The following is a 15,042-nucleotide window of genomic DNA, read 5'->3' as shown; positions in this document are numbered from 1 at the left end:
ATGCAGTTCGGACGCACCTACGAGGAGTTCGAGGTCGGCGCGGTCTACCGGCACTGGCCGGGGAAGACGGTCACCGAGTACGACGACCACCTCTTCTGTCTGCTCACCATGAATCACCACCCGCTCCACATGGACACGAACTACGCCGAGAAGACCACGGACTTCGGCAAGAACGTGGTGGTCGGGAACTACATCTACTCGCTGCTGCTCGGCATGTCCGTGCCGGACGTCTCCGGAAAGGCGATCGCCAACCTGGAGATCGAGTCGCTCAAGCACGTGGCCCCGACCTTCCACGGCGACACGATCTACGGCGAGACGACCGTGCTCGACAAGACCCCGTCCAAGTCCAAGTCGGACCGCGGCATCGTCTACGTCGAGACCAAGGGCTACAAACAGGACGGCACCCTCGTCTGCGTCTTCCGACGGAAGGTGATGGTGCCGACCGAGACTTACATCAAGGAGCGCGGCGGCGAGCAGCCCGGCCGGCCCGAGCTGAAGGCACAGGAGAAGTGATGAGCCGTCTCGCGCAGACCCACGGGCTGACCGACATCCAGCAGGAGATCCTGTCCACGGTCCGTGACTTCGTCGACAAAGAGATCCTGCCGGTCGCGACCGAGCTGGAGCACCGGGACGAGTACCCCACCCAGATCGTCGAAGGGCTGAAGGAGCTCGGCCTCTTCGGCCTGATGATTCCCGAGGAGTACGGCGGCCTCGGCGAGTCGCTGCTGACGTACGCCCTGTGCGTGGAGGAGATCGCCCGCGGCTGGATGAGCGTCTCGGGCATCATCAACACCCACTTCATCGTGGCCTACATGCTGAAGCAGCACGGCACGCAGGAGCAGAAGGACTACTTCCTGCCGAAGATGGCCCTCGGTGAGGTGCGCGGGGCCTTCTCGATGTCGGAGCCGGGCCTCGGCTCCGATGTGTCCGCCATCACATCCAAGGGCGTGCAGGACGGCGACGAGTACGTACTGAACGGCCAGAAGATGTGGCTGACGAACGGCGGTTCGTCCACGCTCGTCGCGGTGCTGTGCCGTACGGACGAGGGGCTGTCCCCGGAAGAGGCCGCCGCCAAGCCGCACAAGTCGATGACCACCTTCCTGGTCGAGAAGGAGCCGGGCTTCGGCGAGGTCAGGCCGGGCCTCACCATTCCCGGCAAGATCGACAAGATGGGCTACAAGGGTGTGGACACCACCGAGCTCATCATGGACGGACTACGAATCCCGGCAAATCGCGTCCTTGGCGGACAAACCGGACGTGGTTTCTATCACATGATGGACGGTGTCGAAGTCGGCCGCGTCAATGTCGCCGCACGGGGCTGCGGCGTCGCCCAGCGCGCCTTCGAGCTGGGCGTTTCCTACGCACAGCAGCGCCACACCTTCGGCAAGCCGATCGCTCAGCACCAGGCGATCCAGTTCAAGCTGGCCGAGATGGCTACCAAGGTCGAGGCCGCGCATGCCATGATGGTCAACGCAGCACGCAAAAAGGACTCTGGGGAGCGTAACGACCTCGAGGCAGGAATGGCGAAGTACCTCGCCTCCGAGTACTGCAAAGAGGTCGTGGAGGACGCCTTCCGCATCCACGGTGGCTATGGCTTCTCGAAGGAGTACGAGATCGAGCGCCTGTACCGAGAGGCGCCGATGCTGCTGATCGGCGAAGGAACCGCCGAGATCCAGAAAATGATCATTGGTCGTCGGCTGCTCGAGGAGTACCGATTGCAGGGGTGATTGTCCATCTTGGGGCATGTTCTTCGAGAAGAAGATCACACCCGGCCGTCGGTCTTCGCACACCGACTCGGCTGCTCGCTTGCCCAGTTGCCACGCGTTACCGATAGCATCCCCGGAAAGCCGCCGTCCCCCATCACAGCGCGGCATCATCCGCTACGAAGGTCATCCATGCCCCACAGCCAAACCTCTGCACCACGCGGCCGGGTCCGCCTCGCGCGCGGAGCATCGCCGTGGCTCCTTCCGACTGTGGCCACCGCAGCCCTCAGCCTGTCCCGAGCCCGCCGCTCGGGACGGTGGGCTGCCCTCGCTGTGCCCACCACTGCGCTGGCGGCGGGCATGCTGTGGTTCTTCCGCGACCCCGAGCGCGAGATCGCCCAGGGCCGGGTGATCTCTCCGGCCGATGGTGTGGTGCAGAGCATCATGCCGTGGAAGGACGGGCGCACCCGCGTCGCGATCTTCATGAGCCCGCTGAACGTCCACGTCAACCGCGCGCCGCTGGCCGGCACGGTGACGTCCGTCGAACACATCCCCGGCGGTTTCGTTCCGGCGTTCAACAAGGAGAGCGAGAACAACGAGCGGGTCGTCTGGCACTTCGACACCGAGCTCGGTGACATCGAGATGGTGCAGATCGCCGGCGCCGTGGCCCGGCGGATCGTGCCGTACGTGCCGCAGGGCACGAAGGTGGAGCAGGGCGAGCGGATCGGCCTGATCCGGTTCGGCTCGCGCGTCGACATCTATCTTCCGGAGGGCGTCGACGTGGCGGTCGAGGTCGGTCAGCCCACCATCGCGGGGGTGACTCGCCTTGACCGTGATTGATCCCGAGCCGCAAGCCGGGCCCTCGACCTGGGTTCCCGAGGTCGAGGCCGACTCAGACGAGATGGACGACATGCCGCTCTCCATGCGGTTGTCGATAGCGGACACCCTGACACTCGGTAACGCCACGTGCGGCTTCATGGCGGTGTACTTCACCACCACCGGCGTGCTCATCCCGCACCTGACGGGCAGCGAGGACGGCGGGATCGCCCGGCACAGTGCCGCGACGGCCGTGATGCTGATGCTGCTGGCCTCGGTTTTCGACCTCTTCGACGGGCTCGTGGCGCGCAAGCTGCGCAGCTCGGCGATGGGCGCGGAGCTCGACAACCTCTCGGACCTGATCAGCTTCGGCCTCGCACCGGCGTACTTCGTGCTGGTCTGGGGGATGGTCGCCGACGACGCGCACCAGCGGGTGTCGGCGGTGGCTGCGATCTTGGTGCTGCTGGCGGTGGTGCTGCGGCTTGCGAGATTCTCCTGCGTCACGCTGCGTGACGGCATCTTCCAGGGCATGCCGAGCCCCTTCGGAGCCCTGACGGTCGTCTCGATCGTGCTGCTCGAGCTCCCGTTCATTCCGACGCTGCTGGCGATCATCGGGGTGGCGTGGCTGATGGTGAGCCGGGTCGAGTACCCGAAGCCGCGGGGAATCCTGGCCGTGGCCATGCTCGGCTGGATCGTGGTCAGCATGGGGCTGCTGGCCGCCTGGGCGTTCGACGCCCCCGGCGGGCAGGTGCTCCTGCAGACCGGCTGCGCGCTCCAGCTCGTCACGGGCGCGGTGATCCCGCTCTTCGCCACGGCGCGGCGGGTGAACACCTTCCGCGACAACCGCCGCGAAGCGCGTGCCGCGCAGCTACCGTAGCCGTCTGATCACCGCGAGGGCCCCGAGCCGAAGGCTCGGGGCCCTCGTCGGTTACCGCCCGAGTTCGGCTGCTGCCAGGCGTTCGGCCAGGCGCTCCAGGAGCGGGCCCGCATGCGCGATGCAGACGGCCGGGTCGGGCTCCAGGTCCGTCAGGGCGTACGCGCGGGCGATGCCCGCCGCCGCGAGCGCCTCGTCGCTCAGCACCCGGCGCCCGCACACCGCGACCGCCCGCTTGCCCCGCGCCCGGGCCGCCGATGCGACGCCCGCCGGGGCCTTCCCGTGCAGGGTCTGCTCGTCCAGGGAGCCCTCGCCGGTGATGACGAGGTCAGCCCGCTCCAGTGCCGGGGCGAATCCCAGCACGTCGAGCATGACCTCGATACCTGGGCGGAAGCTCGCGCCGAGACCGACGAGGGCGCCGTAGCCGATGCCGCCCGCGGCGCCCGCACCGGGCGACTGGGCGTACTCGGCGGCGTTCGGCCCGATGGCCTCCTCCAGGACCCGCGCGTAGTGGGCGAGGGCGGCGTCCAGGATGGCGACGTCCGCTTCGCTCGCGCCCTTCTGCGGGCCGTAGACGGCCGGGGCGCCCTTCGGCCCGGTCAGCGGGTTGTCGACGTCGCTCGCCAGAATGATCTCGGTGCCCAGGATCCGGGGGTCGAGGCCGGAGAGGTCGGCCGTGACCAGGTCGCGCAGAGGTCCGCCGCCGGGTGCCACCGGCTCGCCGTCGCGGTCGAGGAAGCGCGCGCCGAGCGCGGCCAGCATGCCCGCGCCGCCATCGGTCGTGGCGCTGCCGCCGACGCCGAAGACGATGGAGCGCGCGCCCGCGTCGAGGGCAGCCCGGAGCAGCTCCCCCGAGCCGTACGTCGTCGCCGTGAGCGGTGCGAAGGTGCCCGCGGGCAGGTGCTGGAGCCCGGAGGCCTCCGCCATCTCGACGACGGCGGTGGCGTCGCGCAGCGCGTAGGCCGCCGTGAGCGGGGTGCCGAGCGGACCGGTCACCCGTACCTCGCGGCGTTCGAACCCGGCGGCGACCGCCGCGTCGACCGTTCCGTCGCCGCCGTCGGCGACGGGCAGCGACTCCACGCGAACGCCAGGGGCCACCCGGGACAACCCGGCGCTGACGTGCTCGGCCACCTGCACGGCCGTCAGCGACCCCTTGAACTTGTCCGCGGCGATCAGGACGCGCCCGGTTACAGATACTGCTGCGTTCGCCACTTACTACCCCTTGCCATCGAACACGCAGTCGCGCCGCTGCGACCCTATCCGAGCACGCACCCGCTGCCCAAGGCAGCAACCACCCGGACCGGGCGTTTTACGGCAGATGCGGACCGCCGGGACCATCGCCGCACGGGAGCGCTAGGCTCCCGCCCGTGACCATGGACTACGCCACGTACATCGCCGGGCTCCCGAAGGTCCTCGCCGGGGCCGGCGTCATCTTCCGCGACGCACAGGGCCGGATCTTGATCGTCGAGCCGAACTACCGGTCCGACGGTGCCTGGGTGCTGCCCGGCGGCACCGTCGAGTCGGACGAGGGCGAGAGCCCGCGCCAGGCCGCCCGCCGCGAGGCGGCGGAGGAGATCGGCCTGGACGTCGAGCCGGGCGCACTGCTCGCCGTCGACTGGGTTCGTGGGCCGGGCCGCCCGCCCCTGGTGTCGTACCTCTACGACGGCGGAGTGCTCGACGAGGCGCAGCTCGCCGCCATCCGGCTCCAGGAGGCCGAGCTGCTCTCCTGGCGACTGGTGGAGCCGGAAGCCGCGGAGGGCTACTTCGACTCCGGTATGGCGCGCCGCGTCCGCGCCGCCCTCGCCGTACTCACGGCGGGCACGGGCCCGGTCGAGCTGGAGGACGGTCACCCCGCCCCAGGAGTCCGCGTCTGACCCACCCACGCTCAGCGTGGCCCGGCTCACGCCTTCACAGCGTCCCAAGAGCCGTGGATCGCTCGCCGGTTGCGGGCATCGCTGGACTACCCTCGCGGCATGAGCAGCGGCGAGGCGAGGGGGCAGGAGCGGGGGCGGCCGCTGGTCGCCGTTCTCAGCGGGGCGGGGATCTCCACCGACTCGGGGATCCCCGACTACCGCGGGCCGAACGGACTGTGGCGGCGGGAGCCCGAAGCCGAGAAGCTCGTCACGTACGGCCCCTACATGTCCGACCCGGACATCCGGCGCCGGTCCTGGCAGATGCGACGGAACAGCCCCGCACTGCGCGCGCTGCCGAATGCCGCGCACCACGCCGTGGCCCAGCTGGAGCGCTCCGGCGTCCCGGTGCGGGTGATCACGCAGAATGTGGACGGGCTGCATCAGCTCGCCGGGCTGCCCGCCCGCAAGGTCCTCGAACTGCACGGCACCGCGCGGGTCGTCCAGTGCACCCGCTGCAAGGTCCGCTCGCCGATGACCGAGGCCCTGGACCGTGTCGCGGCGGGTGAGGAGGACCCCCCGTGCCTGGCGTGCGGCGGGATCCTGAAGTCGGCGACGGTGATGTTCGGCGAGCGGCTGGATCCCCAGGTGCTCGGCGAGGCGATGGCCGTGGCCAAGGCGTGCGCGATCTTCATCGCGGTCGGTACGAGCCTCCAAGTGCAGCCCGCCGCCTCCCTCGCCGGCATCGCGGCGGAACACGGCGCTCGGCTGATCATCGTGAACGCCGAACCGACACCGTACGACGACCGAGCCGACGAGCTGGTGCGCGAGCCGATCGGCACCGCACTGCCCGCCCTCCTGGCGCGTCTGGCGGCAGAGGCCTAGCAGAGCCGGGCCCCGGCCCTTCCGGCCTCCAGGTAGAGAAGGCCCGCCTGCCGTCATCCGGCCGCGCGTCTGCACGCGAGGATCCGGCATCGGCGTCGGCGGCGATGGGGAGATCCCGCAAACCCCCGGCTTTACCGCCGAGTTGATCGGCATCATGGGTACGTGACGGATTACACCGAGATTCTGCTGGCCGACGACACCTCCGTACGAGTGGAGCTGGCGCCCGTAGGCGATGCCCGCAACGGTGCGAGCCGCAGCCTCCCCGGTGGCATCGACGGTGTGACCCCGGCCGGGCGTGCTGCGCAGACCGCCGCTGCCCTGGCCACCGATACGTTGCGCGCGGTGCTGCGCCCCCTCGGTCCGCTGCTGCAAGAGGTCCACGATGCGGTCGCTGCCGCGCCCGACCGCCCACAAGAGATCAACGTGCAGTTCGGCGTGCAGATCGGGCAGGACCTCAAGCTCGGGATCGTCGGAGCGGGCGGCCAGGCGAGCCTGACCGTCTCGGCGACCTGGCAGCTGTCGGGCCGTACGGACTGACCGTGGGGTGGTTCCGCATGGCGGGGACCGACTCGCGTCCCCCTGCCGTCTCGATACTGAGCCGGGTGGACGGCGAGCCGGTCGGCTCGGGTGTGCTGCTGGCCGAACAGCACGTGCTGACCTGCGCCCACGTGGTCAACTGTGCGGTGGGCCATGACACGTTGGCCCCGGAGCACCCCGGCCCGGTCTCGTTACGGATCCGGGTGTACGGACCGGACAGCACCCACACGTGCCAGGCCGAGCTGACGAGGTGGATCGCCCCGCGGACCGGGGATGGGGGTCTCGGAGCATACGAGTGGAACGGCGACCTGGCCGTGCTCCGCCTGGACTCCGCACTGCCCCACGCCATTCGGCCGCCCCGCTGGCATCCGATGGCGGAGAAGCAGCGGGTGCGCGCCTGGCACGGCGGCGCGGAGCGCGGCTCCTTCGCCGACGTCGAGGTGACGGAGTGCAACGGCCGCTTCGGGTACGTCGACGGGCTGCGCGACAAGCTCGCCGTCGACCGGGGCTACAGCGGTGGGCCGCTGTGGTCGAGCCGCGAGCAGGCCGTGGTCGGTCTGGTGACGGCGAGGCTCACCACCGTCGGCGACCTGCGGCGCGCCTGGGGCATCCCCTGGCAACGGATCCGGGAGGAGCTGGACCGCGCGGGGTTGACGCATCTCGCCACGCAGCCCGACGACGAAGTGCGCAGGGACCCCTGTTACGCGGAGCTCGTCGCGCTCCTGGACCGGCCGCTGCCCCACCCCGACGACTGGGCGCGCTGCGGGAGACTCGTCGCCTGGGAATGCGGGCTCGACCTCTGTGGCGACGGGATGCCGTCCGCCCACGACTTCGCCCGCCTGGTGCTCACCCACGAGCGCGCGCTGCCCGCCCTCGTCGGCGTGCTGCGCCGCACCGCCCCGGACCTGGCCGACGAACTCCTGGCCGCGAGCCGCGCCACCCGTCGGCCGCGGATGCTCTCCCTTGGGGAACACGCAGAGCTGGTGCGACAGCTGGAGGAGCTGGATGTGGCCTGCGCGGCCCGGGTGCCGGCCGCCGCACGGGCAGCTCTGCCGCGGACCGTACTGCCCGCCGTGCTGCTGTCGAGGGCGTCCAGGCTGCAGGGCATGGGTGATCTCGTGGGGTATCTCGAGGGTCTGCCCCGAGACAGTGGGCCGACGGCGAAGGGCATGGGAACCGTGCCGGGACTCCTTCGCGCCGTGGAGTTCCTCGCCGTCATCTGCCCTTCGGAGCAGCGGCGGGCGCTGCGCGGGTGGAGCGAGGGGGTCGCCGCCCGGCTGGGCATCCACGAATCCACCTTGTGGGACCGCCGTCGGGACGCCGAGGACTGGGCCGGGCAGCAGCTGCACCGGACCGCGCCCCCGCGGGTGCTGGTGGAATTCTCCTCGTGCGGCGGAGCCGACGGCGGGGACCGCTACCGGCTGCGCCTGTGGTGCGACGACGGGACCGGGCCTCGCCGGGTATCGGAGGAGGACGACCGGCCACGCAGCGCAGAAGAGGCGGCGCGCGAGATCTTCGATGCTCTCGGCCCGCTCCACCCGCAGGAGCCGGACGGTTCGCTTCCGGTCATCGAACTCGTCGTCGACCGGGATGCTCTGGAGCTGCCCGCCGACGAATGGCGGGACCCGGGCCTGGGCGGCCTGCTGACCCGTGTGCTGGGTGCGGAGTATCCGCTGGTCGTGAACTGTCCGGAGCTGAGGGAGCTCGGCGGCCGGCGGTTCGAGGCCGAATGGCGGCAGCGCTGGGGGCGCCTGGACGAAGGCGGCGCGGTGAGCGTCACGGGGTCGGGAGCCGATCCGAACGAGGTGTACGGCGTGCTGATGGAGCAGCGCCATGCGGCACAGGTCATGGTTGACGTCCCGGCGCGGTCGCGGAGCGCGGTCGTCCAGGTCTGTCTGATGGTGGGTGTGCCGGTGGTGCTGTGGGACCGCGGCGACGCATCCGGCTCCCCCGCGGTCGGCTACGCGTCGGGCGTACCGGCTCGTGCTCTCCCCGAAGCCGTACGGGTCTACCGCGCCAAGACGCTGCAGCGGCCCCGGGATTACGCGGGTCGGCCGGTGCTGGCATGGGCCGACGCCGACCACCCGCCGCCGAAGCTGGAGCTGGCCGATCCGACGGAGTCCCGATGAGCCACCGAACGACTCGCGGGACGACCCGCAGGCACCTGCACGACCCGCTCGAGACGGAGGATGTTCGATGAGCACGCAGGAGGACTGGCGGCTGTTCCGCGGGGACGGGCAGCGGCGCGAGGTGGTCATGCCACCGGCGCCGCCGTGGCGCCGCTTCGGCGGGGACACCGCCGAGCCCGGCTCCGACGGGGCTCGGCGGCCTCGCCCGTATCTGATCTCGCCGGTCCACGCCGACGTGGTCAACGCCGCTCTGCATCTGCGTCGTCCGCTGCTGGTCACGGGTCACCCGGGCACGGGCAAGTCCTCACTGGCGCGTGCCGTCGCGCACGAGCTGTCCCTGGGGGAGGTTCTGCACTGGCCGATCAGCAGCCGCTCCACCGTCCAGGACGCGCTCTACCGCTACGACGCGATCGGGCGGCTGCGGGAGACGGCGCTGAGCCGTGACCGGGGCGAGGACGAGCCGTCCATCGGCAGCTTCGTCCGGCTCGGGCCGCTCGGCACGGCACTGGTGCCGCGCGAACAGCCCCGGGTGTTGCTCGTCGACGAGCTCGACAAGGGCGATGTCGACCTGCCGAACGATCTGCTGACGGTCTTCGAGGAGGGCGAGTTCGAGATTCCGGAGCTGGCGCGGCTGCGCGAGGACCAGGCGGTCGTGGAGGTGCTCACGGCTCAGGCCGACGAGCGGGCGCAACTCGTACGGGGACGGCTGCGGTGCCAGGAGTTCCCCATTGTGGTCATCACCAGCAATGGTGAGCGGGACTTCCCGCCCGCCTTCCTGCGCCGGTGCATCCGCCTGGACTTGCCGACACCGGACGAGGCGCGGTTGCGGGCCATCGTGACGGCGCACCTCGGCGAGGGGGCGGTCGCGGAGGTCGACGATCTGCTGGACGCCTTCCTGCGGCGACGTGCGGCGAAGGAGCTGGCCACGGACCAGCTTCTGAACGCCGTGTTCCTGCGGGCCGGTGGCGTGGATCTGTCGGCGGACGGGCTGCTGGACGCGGTACTGCACCGGCTGGGCGGGGCGGTGTGACCCGTGACGAGGCCGGCGGCGGACGACGACCGCGGCGGCGGCGGCGAGCAGGAGCGAACCGGCTCGAGCCGTCGAGCCGCACAGCCCCCTGCGCACGCTCGACTGGGGCGGCTTGACGCAGCGCTCTCGGTCCTCGCCGGCAGCGGCGTCGAGCTCTCGCAGGAAGAGCTCCTCGACGTCCTGTGGCTGGCGAGCCGGCTCCCCGCGGGAACGGCGGCCGCGCCACTGCAGGGTGCCCTGACCGGCACGGTTCCACCGGGCTCCGTCGTGAACGCTCCCCTCACCGGCGAGCCCGGCCGTGCAGGCACCGCAGCACCGGATGGCATCGCGGGAGCGGGGCGGACTTCGGCGCTGCCCGGATCGCCGGATCCTCTTCGGGCTCGACGGGACGAGCGTAGTGACCTTTACGCCTCGTCCGGATCTGCCCGGTCGCAGGGCCTGCCGGGGGCGGACGGCGCGGTGCCGCTGCGGGCTCCGGAAGCCAAGGCGCTGCAGGCCGAGTTGCCGATCGGCCGGGCGCTGCGGCCGCTCAAACAGTACCGGCAGAGCCCGGTCCGGCAGGAGTTCGACGAGGGCGCGACCGCCGCCGCGCTCGCGGAGACCGGCCTGCCGGACGTCGTCACCCGCCCTGCGCGTGAACGCTGGCTCGACCTGGCATTCGTCGTCGACGACGGCATGTCGATGCTGCTGTGGCGCCGGCTCGCGACCGAGCTGCGCACACTGCTGGAGCGCGCGGGCGCCTTCCGGGTCGTACGAGTGCACGGCCTGCACGCGCGCGGCGCCGATGCTCCGCGGCTGCGCTCCAGACCGTACGACCCCGACGCGTCCACGCTTCCGGTGTCCGCCCTGGCCGACCCGACCGGGCGGACGCTCGTGCTGGTGATGAGCGACGGCATGGGAGCCTCCTGGCACGACGGACGGATGGCCGCAGTCCTCGAGCGATGGGCGGGCTGCGGGCCGACGGCCGTGGTGCACGCGCTGCCGTCCCGCCTCTGGGACGGCTCGGGGATCCGGGCCACGCGCCGACAGGTGACGACGCGTCGGCGTGGCTCGGCCAATACGGACTGGACGGTGACGGATCCGGTGCTGCCCGTCGAGTTGGCGCCGTTCGACGGGACGCCGGTGCCGGTGCTCGAACCGGATGTGGCGGCGCTCGGCGGGTGGGCTCGGCTGATCTCGTCTCCGGGTGGCACGGGGGTGCTTCCGCTACTGGCCCGGTCCCACCCGCGCCGGACCACCGGCGCCGCGGCGCCGGTGGACGGCCTACGCCTCGTTCAGCACTTCCGGGACGCCGCCTCTCCCGAGGCGTACCGGCTGGCCGCGCATCTGGCCGCCGTCGCCCCGGTGTCCGTGCCCGTCATGCGGCTGGTGCAGGAAGTGGTGCCCTGGCGGGCCGATACCGGGCACCTCGCCGAGGTGTTCCTGGGCGGGCTCATGCGGCCCGCCGTGGCGGAGGGCCCGGAGTCCGTGCTGCCGCAGCACCGCGCCTTCGCCTTCACGGATGCGGCCCAGAGTGCGCTGCTCGACGCCGTTCCGGTGGCCGAACTCCTGGACACGGGGCAGGCTGTCGGCCGCCGTCTGGAACAACTCGCAGGCCGCTCCCCGGACTTCCCCGCGTGGCTCGCCCAGCCGAACGGCCCCGACAGTCTCCCCCCAGGAGCGCGCCCCTTCACCGCGGTGGAGCGCCGCCTCGCGGCCCGCCTCGGAGCGCCGCGCCGTCCGGCCCGTCCGCCGGCCGAGTCCGCGGACGACCGCCCCCCGATGACGGGCGAACGGCCGTCCCTCGGGCCGGGCTGGGAGCGGCTGTCCACCCCGCTCACGATCGGCCCGTTCACACTGCACGCATGCAACGCAACCGGCGCACGAGCCCTGGCCTACCTGGGCCGCGACCAGCACGGCACAGAAGCCGTCGTGCGTACCGCCCGTCCGTTGTCCACCCGCGCACAACACCGGCTGCTGAGCGTGGCGGTAGAAGCCATGCGGCGGATGTCCGGCCGCTACGCCCCCGCACTCCTCGGCCACCACACACTGGACGACAGCACGCCCTGGCTGGCCGAGGAGTTCATTCGCGCGGCGGACGGCTCACCGGCCCCGAAGCTGAGTCACTTCCTCAAGCCTTCCCGACGACTGAGCGCGCATGAGTCGATACGGCTCGCCTGGCAGGTCTCCGATGCGGTGAGTGTGTGCCATCGAGTGGGCATGGCGCTCGAGGACCTCCATGCGGGCACGGTGCTGGTAGCGAGCGGTGGGGTGGTGTTGACCGGCTGGACGTCAGCGGTCATCGAGGCATGGGAGCCTTCCCCTCACCACTACACCCGCTTGATGCAGGACAACGTCAGCTTGCTCGGCTCGATTCTGGCGCAGCTGGGCGGCGGGGTTCCCATGACCGCGCTCGGGAAGGTGGACTACTCCCCGTCGTTCCCATCGCTGCTGCCGAGATGGCAGGGACCGCAGTACACGCCGGCACGCAGGATCGTCCTGCGCTGCCTGTCGGACTCCGTCGAGGACCTGCCGACAGCGCAAGAAGTCGCCGACGTATTCGCTCAGTTTCTGCCCCGCGCTGTGCAGACATCACCACCCGCGGTTGAGAGGTCCCGGCCAGGTGGTCCGAGGAGGCCCGAGTATGTGTTCGGTGACACGCTCATGAGCGGCATCCCGCACGTCGGGCCGTCCGGCCCCCCGTTCTCGGTCAGCCCGACACCGTCGAGCGCGGCTGCCTCCGCAGGTGGATCGACCGGTGGGCTTCTCGCCAGGATCAGCTCCCTCTTCAAGAGAGGCGGCAGGGCCTCCGAGGCAGAGCAGGAGCGCTCTGAGGCAGAGCTGGAGCGGCTCCTCCAGCAGATCCGCACACCGCTGCAGTCGTGTCACCGCATCGCCGTGATCGGCTCCGGTCGCAGGGTGGGCGCGACCACCACCATGGCGGCCCTCGGAACGATCCTCGCGGCTGAACGGCGGGACAGAGTCATCGCCGTCGACACCAGCGGCAGGGGTTCCCGCACCCGCGCCAAGCGCAGCGTCGACGGGTCATGGGAATCGAACCACCGGGTCGGTCGGGAACCGCAGGCCACGTTCGGCGACCTGATCCGATCGCTGCCGGACGTTCAGAGCTACCTGGATGTGCGGTTGCTCACCTCGCAGGCGCCCTCCGGTCTGGACACTCTGGCCCGCGATCCGGACGCTCCCGTGACTCCAGGGGACTACCGCCGTGCGATGGACATGCTGAGCCGGTACTACTCGATCATCCTCAGCGACATCGTCCTGACGTCTCACCCCGACGGTACACAGGACAGCGTCAGTCCCGGCGACCAGTTGATCGTCGTTGTCGACCGGTCCGAGATCTCCGAGACAACGGTGGGCGGGACCTTGGCCGCCTTCGACTGGCTGGTCGACTCGGGGCACGGTGCCCACCTGCGGCATGCCATCGCGGTCGTCTCCGACGCACGGGGCAACGGCCCGCCCACCAAGGCCAACCCGATGGCCCCGCTCCGCGACTCCTTCCGAGGAGTCGTAACGGTGCCATACGACGAACACCTGGCTGCTGACACCGAGCTGGACCTGCAGCAGCTCCACCCCGACACCCGCGCCGCGTACTACGAGCTCGCCGCGCTGGTGGCCGAGGGCTTCCCGGAGCCTCCGCCCGTCATCGGGCGCAAGCGCTGATCGGGGCCTGCGCGCGCCGCGCGCCGGATGGTGGGGACTGAGGCCGTCCGGCGCTTGACGGGACGTCAGCTGCCGTCCGCCGCCCGCAGCCTCCGCCACACCGCCCGCGCCGCGTGGTGGCCGCACATGCCGTGCACCCCGGGACCAGGGCTGGTTGCGGAGGAGCACAGGAAGACCGCCGGGTGCGCGGTGGCGTACGGGACGCGGGCGAGCTTGGGACGCAGCACGGACTGGAGGCCGTCGAAGGCGCCGCACGCGATGTCGCCGCCGATGTAGTTGGCGTTGCGGTCGGCCAGCTCCGGCGGCCCGGCGACGGCGCGGGCGAGCACCAGGTCGCGGAAGCCGGGGGCGAAGCGCTCGATCTGCCGCTCGATGACCTCGGTGCCGTCGCCGGTCCAGCCGTGCGGGACATGGCCGTACGCCCAGAAGGTGTGCTTGCCCTCCGGGGCACGGCTCGGGTCGACGACGGTGGGCTGGGTGGTGATCAGGAACGGGACATCGGGGGGCAGCCCGCGGACGGCACGCTTCAGCGCGGTGCCGATCTCCTGTGCGGACGGGCCCACGTGGACCGTGCCCGCCCGCCGGGCCTCCTTCGCGGTCCACGGAACGGGTCCGGATAGCGCGTAGTCGATCTTGAAGACGCCGGGGCCGTAGCGGAAGTGGTCGTAAGCGCTGCCGAGGCCGGCGATCCGGGACAGGGCGGTGGGCGAGGTGTCGAAGACGTACGCGCGGGCCGGCGGGAGTTCGTCGAGGCGTTTCACCGTGACCCCGGTGTGGATCGTGCCTCCCAGGGCGCGCAGATAGCCGGCCAGTGCGTCGGAGATCCCCTGGGAGCCGCCGCGCGCCACTGGCCAGCCGTGCACATGCGCGGCGAGTGCGAACATCACGGCCTGCCCCCCGGTGGTGAGACTGCGGGGCGAGGCGATGGCGTGGCCACCGAGTCCGGCGATCAGGGCGCGCGCCTTCGGGTCGCGGAAGCGGCGGCTGAGCAGGGCGACGGGCTGTGGGCCGAGCAGCGCGAAGTGGGCGAAGCGTGCCGGGTCGCGGGGCAGCCCGAGCCACGGCGGGCGCAGGAAGTCAGCGGCCAGCGTGTCCCAGTGGCCGATGAAGGGGGCGATCAGGCGGCGGTACGCGCCGGCGTCCCAGCTGCCCAAGGACGCGGCGGTCTCGCCCACGGAGTGGGCGAGCACGGCGGCGGTGCCGTCGGGGAAGGGATGCGCCATGGGCAGCTCGGGGTGCAGCCACTCCAGCCCGTACCGGCTCAGCGGCATCCCGTTGAACGCGGGCGATCCGGCTCCGAACGGGTGCACGGCGGAGCAGGGGTCGTGCCGGAAGCCGGGGAGGGTGAGCTCTTCGGTGCGGGCTCCACCGCCGACCGCGTCCCGTGCCTCGTACAGCTCCACCGAGTAGCCGCGGCGGGCGAGTTCGACGGCAGCGGTCAGCCCGTTGGGCCCGGCCCCCACCACGACCACATCGAGCATCGACGGCACCGCGAGACTCCTTCGTCATCCGACGGCCGGCCCCGGTGCCGCATCTCACGATCACCGGACTCCGCCCA

Annotated in this window: 12 protein-coding genes; 10 read left to right on the top strand and 2 right to left on the bottom strand. The window is 71.3% G+C overall.

Annotated features, from left to right (window positions below; genetic code table 11):
• The 4 genes from ACTWQI_RS14595 (at position 1) to pssA (ending at position 3,396) form a co-directional block, all read left to right on the top strand.
• The gene (locus ACTWQI_RS14595) at positions 1-513 is read left to right on the top strand and encodes a MaoC family dehydratase (RefSeq protein WP_443270539.1); all 513 of its coding nucleotides are present in this window, start codon (positions 1-3) and stop codon (positions 511-513) included.
• Positions 513-1,727 carry an acyl-CoA dehydrogenase family protein gene (locus tag ACTWQI_RS14590; RefSeq protein ID WP_443270538.1) on the top strand — a complete coding sequence of 405 codons (1,215 nt, stop codon included), beginning with the start codon at positions 513-515 and terminating at the stop codon, positions 1,725-1,727. The genes ACTWQI_RS14595 and ACTWQI_RS14590 overlap by 1 nt, the downstream gene beginning before the upstream one ends.
• A gap of 168 nt (positions 1,728-1,895) precedes the next feature.
• Positions 1,896-2,543, top strand: a complete 648-nt coding sequence (locus ACTWQI_RS14585) for a phosphatidylserine decarboxylase (RefSeq protein WP_443270537.1) — start codon at positions 1,896-1,898, stop codon at positions 2,541-2,543.
• Positions 2,530-3,396, top strand: coding sequence for a CDP-diacylglycerol--serine O-phosphatidyltransferase (pssA, locus tag ACTWQI_RS14580; RefSeq protein WP_443270536.1), 867 nt, complete (start codon positions 2,530-2,532; stop codon positions 3,394-3,396). Before ACTWQI_RS14585 ends, pssA begins: the two co-directional genes overlap by 14 nt.
• 51 nt (positions 3,397-3,447) lie before the next feature.
• Here pssA and ACTWQI_RS14575 read toward each other — a convergent pair whose 3' ends face one another.
• Positions 3,448-4,605, bottom strand: a complete 1,158-nt coding sequence (locus ACTWQI_RS14575) for a glycerate kinase (RefSeq protein ID WP_443270535.1) — start codon at positions 4,603-4,605, stop codon at positions 3,448-3,450.
• Positions 4,606-4,766: 161 nt separating this feature from the next.
• Here ACTWQI_RS14575 and ACTWQI_RS14570 point away from each other — a divergent pair, with 161 nt between their 5' ends.
• From ACTWQI_RS14570 to ACTWQI_RS14545, 6 genes are all read left to right on the top strand, one after another.
• Positions 4,767-5,267: an NUDIX domain-containing protein gene (locus ACTWQI_RS14570; protein ID WP_443270735.1), complete on the top strand. Its 501-nt coding sequence runs from the start codon at positions 4,767-4,769 to the stop codon at positions 5,265-5,267.
• A 99-nt stretch (positions 5,268-5,366) separates the two neighbouring features.
• A complete protein-coding gene (locus tag ACTWQI_RS14565) occupies positions 5,367-6,128 on the top strand; it encodes a Sir2 family NAD-dependent protein deacetylase (protein WP_443270532.1) in 762 nt (253 codons plus the stop codon).
• Positions 6,129-6,290: 162 nt separating this feature from the next.
• Positions 6,291-6,665: a CU044_2847 family protein gene (locus ACTWQI_RS14560; protein ID WP_443270530.1), complete on the top strand. Its 375-nt coding sequence runs from the start codon at positions 6,291-6,293 to the stop codon at positions 6,663-6,665.
• Between the two features lie 17 nt (positions 6,666-6,682).
• A complete protein-coding gene (locus tag ACTWQI_RS14555; RefSeq protein WP_443270528.1) occupies positions 6,683-8,794 on the top strand; it encodes a VMAP-C domain-containing protein in 2,112 nt (703 codons plus the stop codon).
• Between the two features lie 67 nt (positions 8,795-8,861).
• Entirely contained in the window at positions 8,862-9,824 is a 963-nt protein-coding gene (locus ACTWQI_RS14550) for an AAA family ATPase (protein WP_443270526.1), read from the top strand.
• A gap of 3 nt (positions 9,825-9,827) precedes the next feature.
• On the top strand, positions 9,828-13,484 hold the full coding sequence (locus ACTWQI_RS14545) for an SAV_2336 N-terminal domain-related protein (protein WP_443270524.1): 3,657 nt from the start codon (positions 9,828-9,830) through the stop codon (positions 13,482-13,484).
• A gap of 65 nt (positions 13,485-13,549) precedes the next feature.
• On the opposite strand, the gene ACTWQI_RS14540 is transcribed toward ACTWQI_RS14545, so the two are convergent.
• Entirely contained in the window at positions 13,550-14,974 is a 1,425-nt protein-coding gene (locus ACTWQI_RS14540; protein ID WP_443270522.1) for a phytoene desaturase family protein, read from the bottom strand.
• Positions 14,975-15,042: the final 68 nt, after the last annotated feature.

The sequence above is a fragment of the Streptomyces sp. KR80 genome (assembly GCF_052245555.1).
GTDB lineage: Bacteria > Actinomycetota > Actinomycetes > Streptomycetales > Streptomycetaceae > Streptomyces.
This window is presented reverse-complemented; position numbering and strand designations above follow the sequence as displayed.